General features: G+C 66.8%; 12 protein-coding genes. 8 read left to right on the top strand and 4 right to left on the bottom strand.

The genetic code is table 11. The annotated features are described in order from the left end of the window. Positions 1-6: 6 nt before the first annotated feature. Positions 7-2199, bottom strand: coding sequence for a beta-glucosidase family protein (locus LO55_RS20780; RefSeq protein WP_071362949.1), 2193 nt, complete (start codon positions 2197-2199; stop codon positions 7-9). A 70-nt stretch (positions 2200-2269) separates the two neighbouring features. Next, positions 2270-5272 (bottom strand): TonB-dependent receptor, encoded by a 3003-nt coding sequence (locus LO55_RS20775; RefSeq protein WP_071362948.1) that lies wholly within the window; start codon positions 5270-5272, stop codon positions 2270-2272. Between the two features lie 353 nt (positions 5273-5625). On the opposite strand from LO55_RS20775, the gene LO55_RS20770 reads away from it, so the two are divergent. The 8 genes from LO55_RS20770 (at position 5626) to selB (ending at position 17215) form a co-directional block, all read left to right on the top strand. Beyond that, positions 5626-7503 carry a patatin-like phospholipase family protein gene (locus tag LO55_RS20770; RefSeq protein WP_071362947.1) on the top strand — a complete coding sequence of 626 codons (1878 nt, stop codon included), beginning with the start codon at positions 5626-5628 and terminating at the stop codon, positions 7501-7503. 147 nt (positions 7504-7650) lie between these two features. Continuing rightward, positions 7651-8004, top strand: a complete 354-nt coding sequence (locus tag LO55_RS20765; protein WP_143054586.1) for a hypothetical protein — start codon at positions 7651-7653, stop codon at positions 8002-8004. 132 nt (positions 8005-8136) lie between these two features. After that, a complete protein-coding gene (fdnG, locus tag LO55_RS20755; protein ID WP_143054585.1) occupies positions 8137-11211 on the top strand; it encodes a formate dehydrogenase-N subunit alpha in 3075 nt (1024 codons plus the stop codon). A gap of 4 nt (positions 11212-11215) precedes the next feature. Beyond that, on the top strand, positions 11216-12145 hold the full coding sequence (gene fdxH / locus LO55_RS20750; RefSeq protein WP_071362943.1) for a formate dehydrogenase subunit beta: 930 nt from the start codon (positions 11216-11218) through the stop codon (positions 12143-12145). Between the two features lie 10 nt (positions 12146-12155). Beyond that, on the top strand, positions 12156-12791 hold the full coding sequence (locus LO55_RS20745) for a formate dehydrogenase subunit gamma (RefSeq protein ID WP_071362942.1): 636 nt from the start codon (positions 12156-12158) through the stop codon (positions 12789-12791). A 15-nt stretch (positions 12792-12806) separates the two neighbouring features. Further along, a complete protein-coding gene (fdhE, locus tag LO55_RS20740) occupies positions 12807-13826 on the top strand; it encodes a formate dehydrogenase accessory protein FdhE (protein WP_071362941.1) in 1020 nt (339 codons plus the stop codon). A 2-nt stretch (positions 13827-13828) separates the two neighbouring features. Then, positions 13829-15280, top strand: a complete 1452-nt coding sequence (selA, locus tag LO55_RS20735) for an L-seryl-tRNA(Sec) selenium transferase (RefSeq protein WP_071362940.1) — start codon at positions 13829-13831, stop codon at positions 15278-15280. A gap of 18 nt (positions 15281-15298) precedes the next feature. Next, positions 15299-17215 (top strand): selenocysteine-specific translation elongation factor, encoded by a 1917-nt coding sequence (selB, locus tag LO55_RS20730; RefSeq protein ID WP_071362939.1) that lies wholly within the window; start codon positions 15299-15301, stop codon positions 17213-17215. On the opposite strand, the gene LO55_RS20725 is transcribed toward selB, so the two are convergent. After that, positions 17177-17767: a PEP-CTERM sorting domain-containing protein gene (locus tag LO55_RS20725; protein ID WP_071362938.1), complete on the bottom strand. Its 591-nt coding sequence runs from the start codon at positions 17765-17767 to the stop codon at positions 17177-17179. The two genes, selB and LO55_RS20725, sit on opposite strands and share 39 nt — an antisense overlap. 22 nt (positions 17768-17789) lie before the next feature. After that, on the bottom strand, positions 17790-20033 hold the full coding sequence (locus tag LO55_RS20720) for a phosphocholine-specific phospholipase C (RefSeq protein ID WP_071362937.1): 2244 nt from the start codon (positions 20031-20033) through the stop codon (positions 17790-17792). Positions 20034-20186 lie beyond the last annotated feature (153 nt).

Raw genomic sequence — 20186 nt, 5'->3', positions numbered from 1 at the left:
GCGCCGTCAGCGTGCGCCGGCCGCGAACTCGCGCGCCGGCAGGCGCACGGTCACTTCCTGCACCGGGGCGTCGGCCGCCGTGGCGAGGATCACGCGGTAGTCGCCGGCCGCGATCTTCCAGCTGTTCGACCCGGCATCGAACACCGCCAGCGTGCGCGGATCGAGCGCGATCTTGGTGGCGCGCCGCTCGCCGGCGTTCAGGGCCAGCTTGTCCCAGCCGCCCAGCCGCTTGGGGGCTTCCCAGCCGGCGCCGACCTTTGACACGTAGACTTGTGGGACGGCCTTGCCGGCGCGCGCGCCGCTGTTCAGGGTGTCGAAGCTCACCTGGATGCCGCCGTCTGCCGCCTCGGCCTTGAGGTTGGTGTGGGTGAAGCTGGTGTACGACAGGCCGTGGCCGAAGGCGAACAGCGGCTTGTGGCCCTTCAGGTCGAACCATTTGTAGCCGACCGCCGCGCCCTCGATGTCGTAGTCGACGTCGAAGCGGCTGTCCTTGGGCAGGTCGAGGCCGTCGAGCTTGGGCCGCGGCAGCTGGTTCTCGGACAGCGGGAAAGTCTGCGGCAGGCGTCCCGAGGCGTCGACTTCGCCGCTCAGCACGCGCGCGATCGCTTCGCCGCCGTTCGTGCCCGGATACCAGGCCTGGACCACGCCCGCCACCTGATCGATCCACGGCATCGTCACCGGGGTCCCGGTCTGCAGCACCACCACCGTGCGCGGATTGGCCTTGGCCACGGCGGCGATCAGCGCGTCCTGGGCGTTCGGCAGCGACAGGTTCGGCACGTCGTTCGCCTCCGAGGTCCACTGGGTCGCGAAAACCAGCACAAGGTCGGCGCCGGCGGCGACTTTCGCGGCGGCTGCGGCATCCTTGCCGTCATGCCAGTCGAGCTTCGCCTTGCTGCGCCGGGCCAGCGCCTGCATCGGCGAACCGGGCAGATAGACCATCGGCCCCGGCCAGGCCTGCGGTCCCTCGTTCGGCACCGCCATGCCGCCGCGCGGATAGACCTGGGCCGAGCCGCCGCCGGACAGCACGCCCTTGTTGGCATGGCCGCCGACGACGGCGATGCGCTTCAAGCCCGGGGCCAGCGGCAGTACATTGCCCGCGTTCTTGAGCAGGACGATGCCTTCCTCGGCGTCTTCCTGCGAGATGCGGGCGTGGGCGCTGTAGTCGATCTCCTTGTCGCGCACCTTGACCGGGTGGTCCAGCACGCCATGCGTGCCCATCGCCCACAGGATGCGCGCCACCATGTCGTCCAGGCGCTGCTCGGGCACGTGGCCGTTCTGCACCGCTTCCTTGAGGGCGCCGTCGAAGTAGGGCGACTTGTCGAAGGGGTAGCCGGACTGCTGGTCCAGCCCCGCCAGCGCCGCCGGGATGGTCGAATGCACGGCGCCCCAGTCCGACATCACATAGCCTTGATAGGCCCAGTCGCGCTTGAGCACCTTGTTCAGCAGGTGGTCGTTCTCGCAGCCGTACACGCCGCCGATGCGGTTGTACGAGCACATGACGGCGCCCGGGTTGCCGCGTTCGATGGCGATCTGGAAGGCCAGCAGGTCGGACATGCGCCCGGCGGCGTCCTGGATCTTGACGTTCAGGTGGTTGCGGCCCGTTTCCTGGTCGTTGTAGGCATAGTGCTTGACGGTCGAGATCACGTGGTTCGACTGCACGCCGCGAATCTGCTCGCCGGCCATGATCCCGGCCAGCAGCGGGTCTTCCCCGGTGTATTCGAAGTTGCGGCCGTTGCGCGGCTCGCGCGCCAGGTTGACGCTCCCACCCAGCATCACGTTGAAGCCCGACAGGCGCGCCTCCTTGCCGATCATGGCCGCGCCCTTGTAGGCCAGCGCCGGGTTCCAGGTGGCGGCGGTGGCGATCCCCGCCGGCAGCGAGGTGCGCTCGCGGGTCTGCTTGCCCGGCTGCGAGGCGACGCCGATGCCGGCGTCGGTCAGCCACTGCGGCGTGATGCCCAGGCGCTCGATGCCCTTGATATAGCCGGCCGACTGCACCAGCGCCTCGCCAGGGGGCTGCTTGCCCTGGAATTCGGCGCCGAACTGGCCGAACACCATGCCGATCTTTTCGTCGATGGTCATCTGGCTCACCAGCTTGGCCGCCCGTTGCTGGGCGGCGTCGGGTGCGGCTTGCGCGCACTGGACGGCGCAGGCGGCGGCGAGGGCAATGGCCCAGCGGGCGTTCGGCAAAGCATGCTGCATACTCTTGTCTCCTTGTGTTCTTGTTTGATGGCCGCGCCGCCCTGGACGGAAGCGTGGCCGGTTCGCGACCTCAGAACGTCACGCCGAGACGCACGCTGTAGCGCGGCCCCGTCACGAACCACGCGCGGCCCTTGTCGCCGACGTGATGGGTCATGATCTGCTTGTACTTGGCGTCGGTCAGGTTCTGGGCCTGGAAGTCGATGCGGTAGTTGTCGTTGAACTTGTAGCTGACGCCGCCGTCGAGCTGGCCGTAGTCGTCGGCCCAGATCGGCAAGCCCCAGGCCACCACGTTCTGGCCGAAGGTCGGGCTGTCCGGATTGGTGTCGACGCCATTGGTGCCGTTGGTGCCGTTGTTGTTATTGCCCAGCAGGCTCTTGGAACGCCAGCTCCACGCCAGGCGCGCCGACCATGGACCGCGGTCGTACAGCAGCGCCAGGTTATACGAGTTGCGCGACATGTATTCCAGCGGCAAGTCGCCGAAGGTGCGGCCGTCGGTATCGCAACCGTTCAGGTTCAGGTTGAGGTTGGCGGCGTTGTTGCCGGCCGTGCACCACGGCGAGAACACCGGGCTGTACAGGTCGCGCTTGGTCTTGACGTGGGTGTAGTTGGCCTGCACCCCGAAGCCCGCGAGCCAGCCCGGCAGGCGGTCGAAGTACTGCTGGTAGGCGACTTCGACCCCGCGGGCGCTGCCGCGCGCGCCGTTCACCGGCGTGGCGACGGTGAAATCGATTGCACGTCCGGCCGAGTCGGTCAATTGATAAGACTGGCTCTGCTTGATGATGATGTCGCGCAGGCGTTTGTCGAACAGGCCGACGGTGAGCGAGCCGGCCTTGGCGAAATACCATTCGGCGGTGAGGTCGATATTGCGCGAGGTGACCGGACGCAGCATGGGATTGCCGATCGCCTCGCCGGTATGGCCGACCGAGGTGACGTTGGTGACCTGCCCGGCGCCGGTGCCGGTGGTCGTGCTGCTGACGTTCTGGCTCAGGGTGGTATAGGCCTGCAGCTGGTCGAAGTTCGGCCGCGACATGCCCTTGCCGATGGCGAAGCGGAACTGCAGCTCGTCGCTGGCCTTCAGCCGCAGGTTCAGGCTCGGCAGCCAGTTGTGGTAGCTGTTCTCATAGTCCTCGCGGCCGGCGAACGGCGCGATCACCGGCACCGGCAGGCCGGTGGTGCCGCCCGGCGGAACGATGAAGGTCGAGTTGTACACGGTGTAGCCGTACGAATCGGATTCGGTCTTCACGTAGCGCAGCCCGACGTTGCCGTCGATGGGGAAGCGCAGGTCGTCGAAGGCAAAGCGCAGCTGGCCATAGATCGCCTTGGTCTTTTCCGCCTGCTCGTTGTCGCCCGACGGGTTGGCTTCGCCGAAGGCGGCCGGGGCCCATGGCGTGCAGCTGTTGCCGGCTTCGGCGCACAGGATGTCGTGGAAGCTGTGCAGCTGGGCATAGCTGCCGGGGAAGCCGGCCGTGACCGACGCCGCCGGGAAGATGATCGCCGGGACGCTGGCGTCGCCGTTGAAGAAGTTGTTGAACTGGTTGACCGTGGTCGGCGCCTGGAAGCGCGGGTCGCTCAGGTAGGCCAGGTTGTTGATCTGCCACGGCATCATCCAGCGCTGCGAGATGCCGACCCAGTGGTAGTTGGGGTTCGAATTGATGGTCTTGGCGTCACGGTCGGTCAGGCGCACGCCGACCCGCAGGTCGCGCAGCACCGGGTGGTCGAAGTCGTACTTGACGTCGCCTTTCCACGCCTTCTGCTCGGCCACGCTGCGGTCCAGGTGCTCTTGCGAGAAGGCCCAGAAGAAGTTATTCGGATCGCTCATCGCCGCGGCCTGCGCCGGGCTGAACGTGATGCGCGGCAGCGGGCCCGTGACGTCGAGGTTCAGTTCCGGCATCAGGGTGCCGAGGGCCACCGTCGAATCGAAGCCTTCCGAGCGCGCCTTCACGTGCTGGAAGTCGGAGGTGAAGGTCCAGTTGCTGGAGGGCTTCCATTCGACGTTCCAGGCGATGTCGGTGGTGACCGAGTCGCGCGTCGCGGTGCGCGCATTGTTGGCGTACTCGATGCTGCCGGCGGTCGGGTTGGTGATGGTCCCGCTCAGGAAGGCGCCGTTGGCGTCATACACGCCGTTGGTCACGCGCAGGTTGGTCGGGGTGCCCTCGGCCGAGAACAGCGCGTTCTCGTCCCAGCGCATATCGTATTTGGAGCGGAACCAGGTCAGGTGGCTCTTGAGGGTATTGTCCTTCTTCCACTGCAGCGCGCCATAGGCGCCCTGGCGCTTGCGGTCGAAGTCCAGCGTGCGCCATTGCGCTCCCTTGGGGATCCAGACGGTGCGGCCGGGTTCGGCGCCGGCGACCGGGTAATACGGCTCGACCTGGAAGGCGTCGGTGCGGGTCACGCTGCGCGAACTGGCGAAGTTGACCAGCGCGCCGATCTCGCCGATGCCGGTCTGCCAGCGGTTCGAGTACAGCAGGGAGCCGGCGGGGTGGGTCTTGCCTTTCTTGAGCTCGGAGTAGGTGCCTTCGATGCTGCCCGAGATGCGCTGGCCCTTGATGTCGAAGGGCAGGGCGGTGCGCAGGTTGACCAGGCCCGAGATGCCGCCCTCGATCTGCTCGGCCGACGGGTTCTTGTAGACGTCGACGCCGGCCATCAGCTCGGGCGGCACGTCCTCGAAATTCAGGGCCCGGCCGCCGGTCGACGAGAACGAATCGCGGCCGTTCAGCTCCGAGCGCACCCAGCTCAGGCCACGGATCGACACGCCCGAACCTTCGACCGAGAAGTGCTCGGGGTCGGCGCGCGACATGGTGCGGTCGATGGTCACGCCGGGAATGCGCTGCAGCACTTCGGTGATGGACTTGTCGGGCAGCTTGCCGATGTCTTCGGCGACGATCGAATCGACCACTTCGTCCGAGTTCTTCTTGAGCTGCTGGGCGCTGTCGAGGGCGGCGCGCTGGCCGGTGACCGTGACCACCTGGGGAGCGGCGCTCGCCGCTGGCGCTGCTTGCTGAGCAAAAGCCGCGGACAAGCAGCACAGATGTGCGACGCCCACGGCAATGGCCGACTTGTTCAACTGTCTCATATTGTGTCTCCGTCTTTGTTTGAAGAACCCATCTATGGGGTCCCTTATCTGGTGCTGCCGGGATCGGCGACCGCCGGACGATGGCAATCGCGCAATCTGTCAGTAAATATAACACCTAATGTTAGGCGCAATCATTGGCTGAATGGGCTTGTCGTAAATATTTATTGATAACGTTGCGGTTTTGATGAAATCGTTATCATGACGCGACGTTTCCGGGCTGGCGCCGGGCCGGACATGGAACTGTGCGCGCCGCCAACTGCCTAAAAGCGACAGGCCGGCGTTTACCGGTGCCTGGCACTTCATCCATGGGCGAATGCCTGCCTCGATTGTCGATCTGGACGAGGGAGGAGATCATGCCTATCAAAAACATCGCCATCGCCTGCCAGGGCGGCGGCAGCCACGCGGCCTATGCCGCCGGCGCCTTGCCGGTGCTGCTGCCGCAGTTTCGCAATGCCGAGCTGGCGTCCGCGCGCGGGCGGGCGCTGGCGGACGGGGCTGCCGACATCTTGCAGCTGACCGGCATCAGCGGCACTTCGGGCGGCGCCATCAGCGCCTTGCTGGCCTGGTATGGCTACCTGCTGGGCGGCCCCGAGGCCGCCAGGGCCGGGCTCGAGCGCTTCTGGGATGCGAACTGCGCCAGCGCGCCCGGTGAACGCCTGCTGAACGACATCGGCCAGTGGGTCGGCGGCCTGACCCAGGTCGACCTGAAGCTGAGTCCCTACCTGTCGCCGCTGCGCGAGATCGAGCGCTTCGCCACCGCCACCTGGCCGATGCTGACCACGATGTATCCGCCGCTGGGCGGCTGGATCCGCGGTCATTACTTCCAGCTGCGCGAGTCGATCGCGCCGCACGTCGACTTCGACCTGGTCGGGGCCATCGGCGACTTTTGCAGCATTCCGCAAGAAATCAAACGCTGGCAGGCGATCGCCCTCGAGGAACGCATGGCCGATAGCGCGCGCGAGCGCGAACGGCTGCAGGCGCGCCAGGCCGCGATCGAGCACGACCTGCGGGCGCGGCTGGCGTCCAGCGGCTGGATCGCGGCCTGGTCGCGGGCGCACCGGCTGGCGCCGGGCACCTTGCTGCGCACCACCTTCGAGACCCTCGAGCTGCCCGAGCTGCGCTTCGAGGCGGACGCCCTGGGCCGCCTGGCGCAGGCGGTGCGCGACGCCGCCCGGGCGCTGCCGCAATTGCTGGTCGGCGCGGTGGACATCGACAGCGGCGCCTTCGTTGCCTTCAGCTCGGAGCGCGCGCCGATCGACGCCGGCATCACCCTCGACGCGGTGGTGGCCTCGGCCTCGCTGCCGTGGGTCTTCATGGCGCAATCGATCCAGGCGCTCGACCCCGAAACCGACGAGCCGCGCCGCATGGCGTGCTGGGACGGCCTGTTCTCGCAAAACCCGCCGATCAAGAATTTCATCTCGTCGGGCGTGGATCCGGCCAAGAAGCCGGACGGACTGTGGATCCTGCAGATCAACCAGGACCGCTACGACTTCAGCGGCAAGGTCGCTGGCCCGGGCAACGCCCAGTCGGGCGACGAACTGTGGCATCGTCGCGACACCCTGTCCGGCAACCTGTCGCTGAACCAGGAAGTGGCCTTCATCGAAGCCGTGAACGGGCGGCTGGACGATCCGGGCCAGCGCTCGCGTCCCCACGACAAGCCGATCGAGGTGGTGCGCATCGTGCTCGACGGCGAGGCGGTCGGCGCCGCAGTGCGCAAGGAGCTGGGACTGTTCTCGAAGTTCGACCGTGACCCGCAGCTGGCCCAGGCCTTGCTGGCGCACGGACGCGAGCAGGTCCGGCGCTACCTGGCGCTACGCGCGCAATCCGACGCGCTGTGGCAGGCGCTGGCCGAACAGGTGGGCATGATGGGAGCCAGGCCGAGCGAGCGCCTGGCCCAGGCCATGCCGTATCTGCCGGGGCATGCGCGCATGGCCGGCGGCCTGGTGGCGCCGGACGTGATCACGATCGAAGGCGCGGCCCGGGCCAGCCTGCGCTGGCATGCGAGCGAAGCCGAGGTGGAGGGCCAACTGGTGCGGATGAAGGGGCGCACCCTGCTGCGCATGGGAGAGGAGGGGTGGCGGCTGGGCGAGACGCGCCTGCTCGATGTCGCCGCAAGGACGGCGTCACCGGCCGGCGCACACGAGGGCGAACGGCCGCAGGCGGACCTGCCGTCCGCGGCGCGCCGGCGCGCCGCGCGCAAGGGCGATGGCGGCGAGGCGTCTTTACATTAGCGGGCGCGCTGAGGTTAGCACGACAATCGCGGGACAATTCTCACCTAATGTCACGCAGAAATTGTATACATTGCGTAAAATACTTATTTGTAGAGCTCATCGTTTCATATATATTTCTCATATATCTCAAAGTCAACGGATATTGCAATGCACCATAACATGTATTTCAAGAATCGCACCCTGCTGAGCGCTGGCGTGTTGGCCGCCGTGCTCGCCCTGTCGGCTTGTAACAAGAAGCCTGAAGTCGAGGCCTCGCCGGCGCCGTCCGATCCGGCGTCGCCTGCGGCGGTCGCCGCACAGAACCCCGATCCGCACGCTGCGATCGTGGCCGAGCCGGCCACGTCGCCGTCGACGATCCCGGGCACCGGTCCGGCCGAAGGCGGCACCGCGATCGGCGGCGTGGTGGCAGGACAGGATGCAGAAAAGCCCCGCGACAGCGGAGCTTCGGAACCAACCGGTGGCGATGGCGCCACCCAGGCAACGACGCCGCCGGCCAGGTAACACGACCGGCGACGTAGCAAGGCGCGCACGCCACTGACCGTGGCAACGTCGCGATCGGCAAAGATGCCGGGGCCTAGACCCCGGCAGATCCTTTTGCGGCGTGCGCAATCCATTACTAGTAGGAGAACCTAGATGGGCATGAATCGTAGGCAGTTCCTCCGCGTGAGCGGGGCGGGACTGGCCGCGTCTACTATCGTCGCGCTCGGCTTTTCGCCGCTGCCGGCAATGGCCGAGACCCGGCACTATAAACTGGCAAAGGCCAAGGAGACGCGCAACACGTGTCCGTACTGCTCGGTGGGCTGCGGCCTGCTGATGTACAGCATCGGCGACGGCGCAAAGAACGTCACCTCGGACATCATCCATATCGAAGGCGACCCGGACCATCCGGTGAACCGCGGCACCCTGTGCCCGAAAGGCGCGGGCCTGCTCGACTTCGTGCATTCGCCGAACCGCCTGAAGTACCCGGAAGTGCGCGAGCCTGGCAGCAAGGAATGGAAGCGCGTGTCCTGGGACGAAGCGATGTCGCGCATCGCCAAGTTGATGAAGGACGACCGCGACGCCAACTTCGTGGTCAACAACGCCGAAGGCAAACTCGTCAACCGCTGGACCAGCACCGGTATGCTGTGTGCGTCCGCGGCGAGCAACGAAACGGGCTACATCACGCACAAAGCGATGCGTTCGATGGGCATGCTCGTCTTCGATAACCAGGCTCGCGTTTGACACGGACCTACGGTGGCCGGTCTGGCCCCGACGTTCGGACGTGGCGCGATGACCAACCATTGGGTTGACATCAAGAATGCCGATGTAGTACTGATTATGGGCGGCAATGCCGCCGAAGCTCACCCATGCGGTTTCAAGTGGGTGATCGAAGCCAAGCATCACAATAAAGCCAAGCTGGTCGTGGTCGACCCGCGCTTCACGCGTTCGGCCGCCATGAGCGACTATTACGCGCCGATCCGCGCTGGCTCCGACATCGCCTTCCTGGGCGGCGTCATCAACTATCTGCTGAGCAACGACAAGATCCAGACCGAATACGTCCGGAGCTACACCAATGCGTCGTTCATCGTCGGTCCCGACTTCCAGTTCGAGGACGGCCTGTTCTCGGGCTACGACGAGACCAAGCGCCGCTACGACAACAAGTCGTGGGGCTACGCCATGGGCGAAGACGGTTACGCCAAGGTCGATCCGACCATGCAAGACCCGAATTGCGTCCTGCAGGTGATGAAGCGCCATTACTCGCGCTACACCCCTGAGCAAGTCAGCAAGATCACCGGCACCCCGGTCAAGCAATTCCTGAAAGTCTGCGAGTACATCTCGTCGACCGCCGTGCCGGGCCGCGCCATGACGATCATGTATGCGCTGGGCTGGACCCAACACAGCCAGGGCAGCCAGATCATCCGTACCGGCGCCATCATGCAGCTGCTGCTGGGTAACGTCGGCGTCGCCGGCGGTGGCCTGAACGCACTGCGCGGCCACTCCAACATCCAGGGCCTGACCGACCTGGGCCTGCTGTCGAACTCGCTGCCGGGCTACCTGTCCCTGCCGACCGACAACGAGCAGGATCTGGAGACCTACTACAAGCCGCGCGCGCTCAAGCCGCTGCGTCCGAACCAGATGAGCTACTGGCAGAACTATCCGAAGTTCTTCGTCAGCCTGCAAAAAGCCTGGTGGGGCGATGCCGCGACCGCAGAAAACAACTGGGCCTTCGACTACCTGCCGAAGATCGACAAGCTGTACGACGTGCTGCAGGCCTTCGAACTGATGGGCCAGGGCAAGATGAACGGCTATATCTGCCAGGGTTTCAATCCTGTCGGTTCCTTCCCTAACAAGAAGAAGATCATCGCCGGCCTGTCGAAGCTGAAGTTCCTGGTGACGATGGACCCGCTGAACACGGAAACGTCGGAGTTCTGGAAGAACCACGGCGAGTCGAACGACGTCGACAGCGCGGCGATCCAGACCACCGTGTTCCGCCTGCCGACCACCTGCTTCGCCGAGGAAGACGGTTCGCTGTCGAACTCGTCGCGCTGGCTGCAGTGGCACTGGAAGGGCGCCGAAGCGCCGTGGGAATCGAAGCCGGACATCGAGATCATCGCCGACCTGTTCACCCGCATGAAGAACGCCTACATCAAGGATGGCGGCGCCTTCCCTGACGCGATGGTGAACCTGGCCTGGCCGTACAAGATCCCGCACAGCCCGTCGGCTGAAGAACTCGCCAAGGAGTTCAACGGCAAGGCGCTGGTCGACCTGTACGATCCGAAGGATCCGTCCAAGCTGCTGCTCAAGAAGGGCCAGCAGGTGCCGGGCTTCGGCATCCTGCGCGACGATGGCACCACCGCCAGCGGCTGCTGGATCTATGCCGGCGCCTGGACCGAGGCCGGCAACCAGATGGCCAACCGCGACAACGCCGACCCGTATGGCGTGGGTAACACGCTGGGCTGGGCCTGGGCATGGCCTGCGAACCGCCGCGTGCTGTACAACGGCGCCTCGGCCGATCCGAAGACCGGCAAGCCGTGGAACCCGCATCGCAACCTGATCGCATGGAACGGCACCAGCTGGACCGGTTCGGACATTCCGGACATGCGTCCCGACGCCAATCCGGGCGACGAGGACCGCGTGCAGCCGTTCATCATGACGGCCGAAGGCGTGGCCCGCATGTTCGCGCCGACCGGCATGGCCGAAGGCCCGCTGCCGGAGCACTACGAGCCGTTCGAGTCGCCGTTCCCGGTCAACCCGATGCATCCGAAGAACCCGAAAGCCCGTGCCAACCCAGCGGCGCGCGTGTTCAAGGGCGATATGGAAGCATTCGGCACCGCGAAGGACTACCCGTACGTCGCGACCAGCTACCGCCTGACCGAGCACTTCCACTACTGGACCAAGAACGTGCGCAGCAACGCGATCATCCAGCCGGAGCAGTTCGTGGAGATCGGCGAAGAGCTGGCCAAGGCCAAGGGCATCGCCAATGGCGACATGGTCAAGGTGTCGTCGATGCGCGGCTACATCAAGGCCAAGTGCGTCGTCACCAAGCGTATTCCGCAGCTCGACTGCGATGGCATGAAGGTGGATACGGTGGGCTTGCCGAACCACTGGGGCTTCGTCGGTTTGACCAAGCCGGGCTTCCTGGTGAACACGCTGACCCCGTTCGTGGGCGATGCGAATACCCAGACGCCTGAGTTCAAGTCGTTCCTGGTCAATATCGAAAGGGCTTAATACCATGTCTTCGCTTCAATCTCTCGATATCGCGAAGCGGTCGGCAACGACCGCGACGACGCCGGTGGCGCGTACCCACAAGGCGGAAGTCGCCAAGCTGATCGACGTCTCGAGCTGCATCGGCTGCAAGGCATGCCAGGTGGCGTGCATGCAGTGGAACGACCTGCGCGACGAAGTCGGCGAAACCCACGGCACCTACGACAACCCGCGCGACCTGACGCCGCAGTCGTGGACGGTCATGAAGTACTCGGAAGTCGTCACCCAGACGCCTGACGAAGGTGACCGCCTGGAGTGGCTGATCCGCAAGGACGGCTGCATGCACTGCGACGAACCGGGCTGCCTGAAGGCCTGCCCGGCGCCGGGCGCGATCGTCAAGTACACCAACGGCATCGTCGACTTCATCAGCGAGAACTGCATCGGCTGCGGCTACTGCGTCGCCGGCTGCCCGTTCGACGTGCCACGCATCAGCAAGGTGGACTCGAAGGCTTATAAGTGCTCGCTGTGCGCGGACCGCGTGGCAGTGAACATGGAGCCTGCCTGCGTGAAGATCTGTCCTACTGGCGCCATCCGTTTCGGCACCAAGGAAGACATGATCGAATACGCGGGCGACCGTGTGGTCGACCTGAAGGAGCGCGGTTACCAGAACGCGGGCCTGTACAATCCGGCCGGCGTCGGCGGCACGCACGTCATGTACGTGCTGCAGCACGCCGACAAGCCGAACCTGTACGCCGGCCTGCCGGAAAACCCGACCATCAGCCCGACCGTGGCGCTGTGGAAAGGCGTGGCCAAGCCGCTGGGCGTGGCCGCGATGATCGGCGCCGCCGTGGCCGGTTTCTTCCACTACATGAAAGTGGGTCCGATCGAGACCCATGTGGACGAACCGCCGGTGCAGCCGACGCCCGACGCAGACCAGCGCGAAGATACGCGCGTTTAAGGAGAAGAACATGTTTATCACTCGCTATCGTGACCGCACGCGGATGAACCACTGGGCCGTGGCCCTGCTGTTCATCTGCGCGGGACTGACCGGGCTGGCATTGTTCCATCCTTCGATGTACTTCTTCAGCGCCTTCTTCGGCGGTGGACAGTGGACCCGCATCCTGCACCCGTTCTTCGGGCTGTTCATGGTGCTGGGCTTCGTGTTCCTGTTCTTCGCCGTGGTGCGCGACAACTTCTGGACCAAGTCCGATACGGAATGGGTCAAGAAGGCGCCGCGCATGGTGACCACCGGCGACGAGCACGGCATGCCGCCGGTGCACAAGTACAACGCCGGCCAGAAGGGCGTGTTCTGGGTGTTCGCGATCAGCCTCGTGCTGCTCCTGATCACCGGGTTCATGTTCTGGCAGCCGTGGTTCGCGGACTTCTTCTCGATTCCGCTGCGCCGCGCCGCGATGCTGGTCCATGCAGTGGCAGCGTTCGCGCTGGTGCTGAGCGTGATCATCCACGTGTACGCCGCCATCTGGGTCAAGGGCTCGTTCCGCGCCATGACCCGTGGCACCGTGCACGAGGACTGGGCGAAGTCGCACCATCCGCTGTGGTATAAGGAAGTCACGCAAGACAATACCTCGCGCAAGAAACGTTAAGGACTTCACTGCTCTATGAGTGTTACCAAAGCAACACCGCTGCTCAGCCCGGAAGAAATCGCGGTCCGGTCCGGGCAGCAGATGCCCTACCTGCACCTCCCGGTGCGGGCAGAGCTGTTCGCCACCCGTGAAACCCGCCTGCGCGAGCTGGCGGCCGGGCATGCGATGCGCGACTTCCTGCTGTTCGCCGCCGAACTGGCGCACGTCCAGCATGAAGTCCTGCAGGACTACCCGGAAGTCGCGCTGCCGAGCGGCGACGACTTGCTGGCCGCCGGCCGCGCCGCCCAGGCGCCGCTGCCGGCGCCGCTGTGGCCGCGTGACCCGGCCTGGCGTGCGGCTTTCCGCCGCATGCTGGAGCTCTTGGCCCCGCGCCTCGCGGGCAGCCCGGCCCAGGCGGCCGTGCAGGCCTTGCTGGCCCAGGACGACGCCCACCTCGAGGGCCAGGCCGAACTGCTGCTGCAAGGCGCGGCCGGCCTGGACATGAGCGCGGCGCCGCTGGTGGCGGCCGGCCTGCAGGTCTACTGGACCCATATGGTGCTGGCGATCCAGCAGACCCACGGCGCGGCGCGCCAGGAACCGTTCGGGCGCACGCTCGACGTGACCCTGTGCCCGTGCTGCGGCAGCTTGCCGACCTCGTCGGTCACCAGGCTGGACGCCAGCGGCAGCAACTTCCGCTACCTCAATTGCGCTCTGTGCTCGACACAGTGGCATATGGTGCGGGTCAAGTGCAGCCACTGCCAGTCCACCAAGGGCATCCACTACCACTCGCTGCAGGCGGTGGCCACCGATGGCGCGCAGGAAGATACGGCGCAGGCATCGGTCCAGGCCGAAACCTGCGACGAGTGCGGCCACTACCTCAAGATCGTGCGCATGGAGCGAGATCTCCACGTCGATCCGGTGGCCGACGACGTGGCCACGCTGACACTGGATATTTTGGTGTCCGAAGCAGGCTTCCAGCCGCATGGCGTCAACTTGTTGCTGCTCACGGGCGGCGAAGAGGACGCTGGCGAGTCCGACGAACGAACGAGGAACTGACCATGTCGCTTGACGAGTCCGTGGTCCACGGCTCGAAGGCGACAGTCAAGGATCTGCCTTCGATCGATAAACTGCTGCGCCTGCCATCCGTGCAGGCGCTGGTTTCCAGCCACGGCCATACCCTGGTCGCGCTGGAAGCGCGCGCGCAAGTGGACAACCTGCGCGCGCAGGCCCTGGCCGGCGCGCTCCCCGCGAGCGCGCTGTTGCCGGAGGCGCTCGGCCAGATGCTGGCCGGGCGTATCGCCGACCGCCTGGCGCCGAACATGCGCCGGGTGATCAACCTGACCGGTACGGTCATCCATACCAATCTCGGACGCGCCGTCCTGCCGCAAGCGGCAATCGACCACCTGGTGGCGATGATGGCCGGCCCGAACAACCTCGAATACGAACTCGCCAGGGGCAGCCGGGGCGACCGCGACAGCATCGTCGAAGGCCTGCTGTGCGAGATCACGGGCGCCGAAGCCGCGACCGTGGTCAACAACAACGCCGCCGCCGTGCTGCTGTCGCTGGCGGCACTGGGCGGCGGACGCGAAGCGATCGTCTCGCGCGGCGAACTGGTGGAAATCGGCGGCGCCTTCCGCATGCCCGACGTGATGGCCAGCGCCGGCGCCCACATGGTCGAAGTCGGCACCACCAACCGCACCCACCTGGCCGACTACGAACGCGCGATCAACGAGCGCACCGCGCTCCTGTTGAAGGTTCACACCAGCAATTACGCGGTGCAGGGCTTCACCAGCGCGGTGTCGGAGGCGGAACTCGCCCCCCTGGCGCGCGCCCGCGGCGTGGCCCTGGTCAGCGACCTGGGCAGCGGTTCGCTGATCGACATGGGCAAATACGGCCTGCCGCAGGAGCCGACGCCGCAGCAGATGCTGGCGGCCGGCTGCGACGTGGTCACCTTCTCGGGCGACAAGCTGCTGGGCGGGCCGCAGGCCGGCCTGATCGTCGGCTCGAAGGAATTCGTCACCCGCATCCGCACCTTCCCGATGAAGCGCGCGCTGCGCCTGTCGAAACTGCCGCTGGCGGCGCTGGAAGCGACGCTGCGGCTGTACCTGCAGCCCGAGCTGCTGGTGCGCGACTTGCCGACCCTGCGCTGGCTGACGCGCACCCAGGAGCAGGTGGGCGCCACCGCGAACGCCATCCTGACGCCGCTGCGCGAGGCGCTGGCGCCGCGCTATACGGTGACGCTGGAGACGATGCTGAGCCAGATCGGTTCCGGCTCGCTGCCGATCGACCGCCTGCCGTCGAGCGGGCTGGCGATCGCGCCGAACCTCTCCAGCAAGCGTGGCATGGGCACAGCGCTCGACGCGCTGGCCGAAGCGCTCCGCGCGCTGCCGCTGCCGGTGATCGGCCGCATCGCCGACGACCGCCTGCTGCTCGACTGCCGCTGCGTCGACGACCCGGCCGAGCTGCTGGGGCAACTGGGCGTATTGCGCGCGGCACTCGTCGAAGCATAAGAACCTAAAGGATTTCGCATGATCGTCGGCACCGCCGGACACATTGACCATGGCAAGACCGCGCTGGTGCGCGCGCTGACCGGCATCGACGCCGACCGCCTGCCGGAAGAGAAAAAGCGTGGCATCACCATCGAACTGGGCTATGCCTGGATGCCTCTCGAGGATGGCGCCCGGATCGGCTTCGTCGACGTGCCGGGCCACGAAAAGCTGGTGCGCACGATGGTCGCCGGCGCCAGCGGCATCGATTTCGGCCTTTTGCTGATCGCGGCCGACGACGGTCCGATGCCGCAGACGATCGAGCACGCGACCATCCTGTCGCTGCTCGGCGTGCGGCGCGGCGCCGCCGTGATTACCAAGATCGACCGCGTCGACGCCGAGCGCCTGCGCGCGACCGAGGCGGCGGTCGCCGGCCTGCTGGCCAGCGCCGGCCTCGAGGATTACCCGGTGCTGCAGGTGTCGAGCATCCGCGGCGACGGCATCGACGCCTTGCGCGCGCTGCTGGTGCGCGAGCTGCATGCGGCGCCCATCGACGGCGTGCCCGGCGCGGGCTTTCGCATGGGCCTGGACCGCGCCTTCACGCTCGACGGCGTGGGCACCGTGGTCGCGGGCAGCGTCTCGAGCGGCAAGGTCGGCATCGGCGACGGCCTGTCGCTGGCCGCCGCGCCGGACAGGGAATACCGGGTGCGCAGCCTGCAGGTGCACAGCAGGGCGGCGCAGGAAGCCCACGCCGGCCAGCGCTGCGCGGTCGGCCTGGCCGGCCTGGAACGCAGCGACGAGTTGCGCGGCCAGGTGCTGTGCGACCCGGCGATCGCGCTGACGACGCAGCGCATCGACGTCTGGCTGCAGGTGGCGGCCACCGAAGAGCGCGCGCTGCGCTCGGGCACCCTGGTGCACCTGCATGCGGCGACCCAGGATTGCCTGGCCACCGTGGCCATATTGGGCCAGCCTTCGATCGCGCCCGGCGCGGCGGCGCCGGCGCAACTGGTGCTGCACAAGCCGGCCAACGTCTGGCACGGCGACCGCTTCATCCTGCGCGACGCCTCGGCGATCCGCACCATCGCCGGCGGCTCGGTGCTCGATCCCCTGGGACCCGTGCGCTACCGCCAGACGCCGGAACGCCTGGCCTATCTGGAGACCCAGCGCGCGATCGAGCCGATGACCCGCCTGCTGGGCGCGCTGGCCCAGGCGCCGTATGGTGTCAACGGCGCGACCTGGCTCAGGAGCAGCGGCCTGGCGCGCTGGCCGTTCGACCTGGACGCGGTGCCGGACATCGTGGTCGGCGCCGGCGGCGAATGGCTGATTTCACGCGCCCGCCTGCAGGAAAACGAAGCCGGCCTGCTGCGCGCGCTGGGCGACTTCCACGCGAAATACCCGGACGAGATCGGCCCCGACCTGCTGCGCGCGCGCCGCCTGGCCGCCCCGCGCATGCCGGAGGCATTGTGGCTGCAGCTGACCGAACACATGATTGCGACCGGCAGCGTCAATCGCCGCAACGGCTTCCTGCACCTGCCGGAGCATGGCGTGGCCTTGCGCGCGGCCGAGCAGGTGGTGGCCGAACACGCGCTGCCGAAACTGCTGGACGGCCGCTTCGATCCACCCTGGGTGCGCGACATCGCCCAGACCGCGCGCCTGCCCGAAGTCCAGGTGCGCCAGGTGCTGGGCCGGATGGCGCGCGGCGGCGACGTGTACCAGGTGGTCAAGGACCTGTTCTACCACCCGGCCGTGATGCAGGAGGCCGCCGACCTGGTGCGGCGCCTGGCGCGCGAAGATGCCCAGGGTCAGGTCACGGCGGGGCGTTTCCGCGACGAGACCGGCCTGGGCCGCAAGCGCGCGATCCAGATCCTGGAATTCTTCGACCGCATCGGCTTCTTGCGCCGGGTCGGCGACGTGCACCTGTTACGGCCGGGGACCTTGCTGTTTCCGCCGAAGGATTAGAAGGCCGCCGAGGCCGGCCAGCATCAGGGCCGGCATGCCCGGCTCCGGCACCTGCGCCGGATCCACGAAGCTGAAGTCGTCCATCGCGTACGAACCCTGGGCGCCGGTCCGCACGACCACCGAATCGATCGCGCCATCCCATCCTGCATCGAGGAAAGCCGACGTGCCCGACAGTTGGAGCGCATCCGAGCTGGCGACCAGTCGGCCGGCGAAGTAGAGGTCGAAGGTTACGCTGCTGTCCTCATAGCCCGAGAACCAGGCGCCATTGAACACTGTCGGCGCCAGGAAGCGAATGGTGTTTGCGATCGGCCCGCCGTCGATCCAGTCGGTCGTGACCTGGCCCAGGCCCGAGTGCGGCGTGAAAGGCGCTCCTTGCGCGGTAAAGACATTCAGGCCGGACGCCGACCAGTCCAGGCCACCATAGTTGCCGGGCACGGCGGCGAAGCCGTCTGGGCCAACGATGTCGTCGAAGTCCAGCACCGCGGCCGCGGCGAACGGAGCGCACAGCGCGATGGCGGCGCCGACCGCCAAGTTGCGAATGATCGATTGCATGAGAATTCCTTTCGATGGTTGTCTAGATGCGGCCCAGCGCCGGGTCGCTGACCGTGTGGCGGCCGGTCTCGACGCGGCCGGCGAAGCGGCGCAGGTAGTCGGGCTGGCCGGAGACGGTGGCGCTGAAGTCGTACCAGTAATCGTTGCCCGCCACCGGGATGCGCACGGTGAGTTCGGTGCGCGGCGCCAGCGTGTGCTGTTGCCGTAGCGCTGCATACGCGTTGGCGCCCAGGTTGAAGGTGCAGGGCGCCGCGCCGGTGTTCACCAGACGCAGCACCAGTTCGCCGACAGCGGCGTCGCAGCGCACCTGGACGTCGGGCCGCGGCTGGCCGGCCGCCACGGCGCGCAGCGCGCTGCCGGTGAAATGACGGTGGTAGCCGTTCGGCCCCAGCACCCACAGGTCGTAGGCGCCGCCGACCGCCGGCGTCCACACGTCCGACAACGACTTGCCCGCTTCGACCGTGTAGCGGCGCGGGATGGCCGCCAGGTTCTTGCGGTCATAGACATGGAACACCGCGCCCTGGCGGCCGGTGTTGATGAAGTTCAGCGCCACCCGCGCCGCTGCCATCGTGGCGCCCGGCTGCACCTCGCAGGTGGTGGCCAGCTCGTACGGCAGCGCGCGCGAGGGGCGCGTCCCCGTGGCCTGGACGGGCATTTGCGGCGCGGCGGGCGCCGGGATCTGCGGCAGCCGTTGCTGGGAGGCGCGCAGGGCGTCGGCCTCGCTCTTCGTCTTGCGCCCTGTTAGCACCGGCAGCGCCTCGTCGTTGGGCGAGACGAAGTTGAAGGCGCTGGTGAGATCGCCGCATACCGCCCGGCGGAACGGGCTGATGTTGGGCTCCTTCACACCGAAACGCGCTTCGAGGAAGCGCAGCACCGAGGTGTGATCGAACACCTGCGAGTTGACCCAGCCGCCGCGGCTCCATGGCGAAATCACGTACATCGGCACGCGCGGGCCAGGGCCGTACACGCGGCCGTCCGGCGCCGGCTGCTTGGTGCTGCCGGGCGGCCGCGGATGCGTATAGTACTCGTGCGCCAGGTCGCCGGGCGCCAGCGTGGACTTGCCGGCGTAGCCGCCCTTGCCGTCGGGTGACGGCGCCGAGGGGGAGGGCACGTGGTCGAAGTAGCCGTCGTTCTCGTCGAAGTTGACGATCAGGACGGTCTTGCTCCAGACCTCGGGGTTGGCGGTCAGGGCGTCCAGCACTTCTTGCAGGAACCAGGAACCCTGCACCGGACTCGATGGGCCTGGATGCTCGCAGTAGATCGATGGCGCGTTCATCCACGATACCTGCGGCAGCTTGCCCTCGCGGATGTCGCGCCTGAAGGCGTCCAGGTACTGCTCGGGCCGGGTGCCCGGCAAGGTGTTGGCGATGCCCTTGTAGAGCGGATTGTTTGGGTTGTCGGTCGCCGCGTCATAGGCTTTATAGGGCAGCGACTGGCCGGTATTCGTGTAGGGCTGGCCAGGCGCGCCGCCGCTCGAGACCGGGTAGCCCGACGCGATATTGGCGCGCCTGAACTGGCGGAAGGCGCCCAGCATATTGTCGCCCCACTCGTCGGGCATGTTCTGGTAGCTGATCCACTTGACGCCGGCCTGCTCGAGACGCTCCGCGTACGTGGTCCAGGTGTAGCCGGTATCGACGCCGCCAGGAACCCCGTCAATCGCATCCCACTCGTTGGTGACGAAGGCCCGGCCGGTCGGCACCGCGCCATTGGTGCCGGTCAGGAAGAACGAGCGGTTGGCGTCGGTGCCGGTGTGCATCGCGCAGTGGTAGGCGTCGCACAGGGTGAAGGCATTGGCCAGCGCGAAGGCAAAGGGGATTTCGCTCTCCTTGAAATAGCCCATCGAGATCGGATTCTTGTAGCGCGGCCACTGGTCCATGCGGCCGTTGTCCCAGGCCAGCTGGCTGTCGAGCCAGTCGTGCGGCGTGCCGTTGGCGCGCTGGGCGTTGCCCTTGCTGCCGTCGAGGTGAAAGGGCATCATCAGGTTGCCGTTGCCCATGCGCTGCTGCCACACGTTGCGGCTCTCCGGTAGCGGAATCGGAAAGCGGTCGCCGAAGCCGCGCACGCCGGCCAGCGTGCCGAAGTAATGGTCGAAGGCGCGGTTTTCCTGCATCAGGATCACCACGTGCTCGACGTCGCGGATGGTGCCGGTGGCATTGTTGGCGGGGATGGCGAGCGCGCGCTGGATGGCGGGCGGGAAGGCGGCGTAGGTGGCGGCGGCGATGCCGGCGCGGGCGCTGCTGCTCAGGAATCTGCGGCGTGAAGTCATGAGATCTGTCCGGAAATGTTCGATTGCGATTGGGCAACAAACTGTGCCGCTGTGTGTTGTCGTGCCGACATGGCTTGCAACTTCGCCAAGGTAAGCGACGTGCATGACGATGTCATGACACGCGGGCGCGCGAACCCGCGTCGCCCCTGTCGA

The sequence above is a fragment of the Massilia timonae genome (genome assembly GCF_001866515.1).
Taxonomy (GTDB): Bacteria; Pseudomonadota; Gammaproteobacteria; order Burkholderiales; family Burkholderiaceae_D; genus Telluria; species Telluria timonae.
Note: the sequence above shows the minus strand (reverse complement) of the source record. Positions and strands in the feature narration are given on the sequence as shown.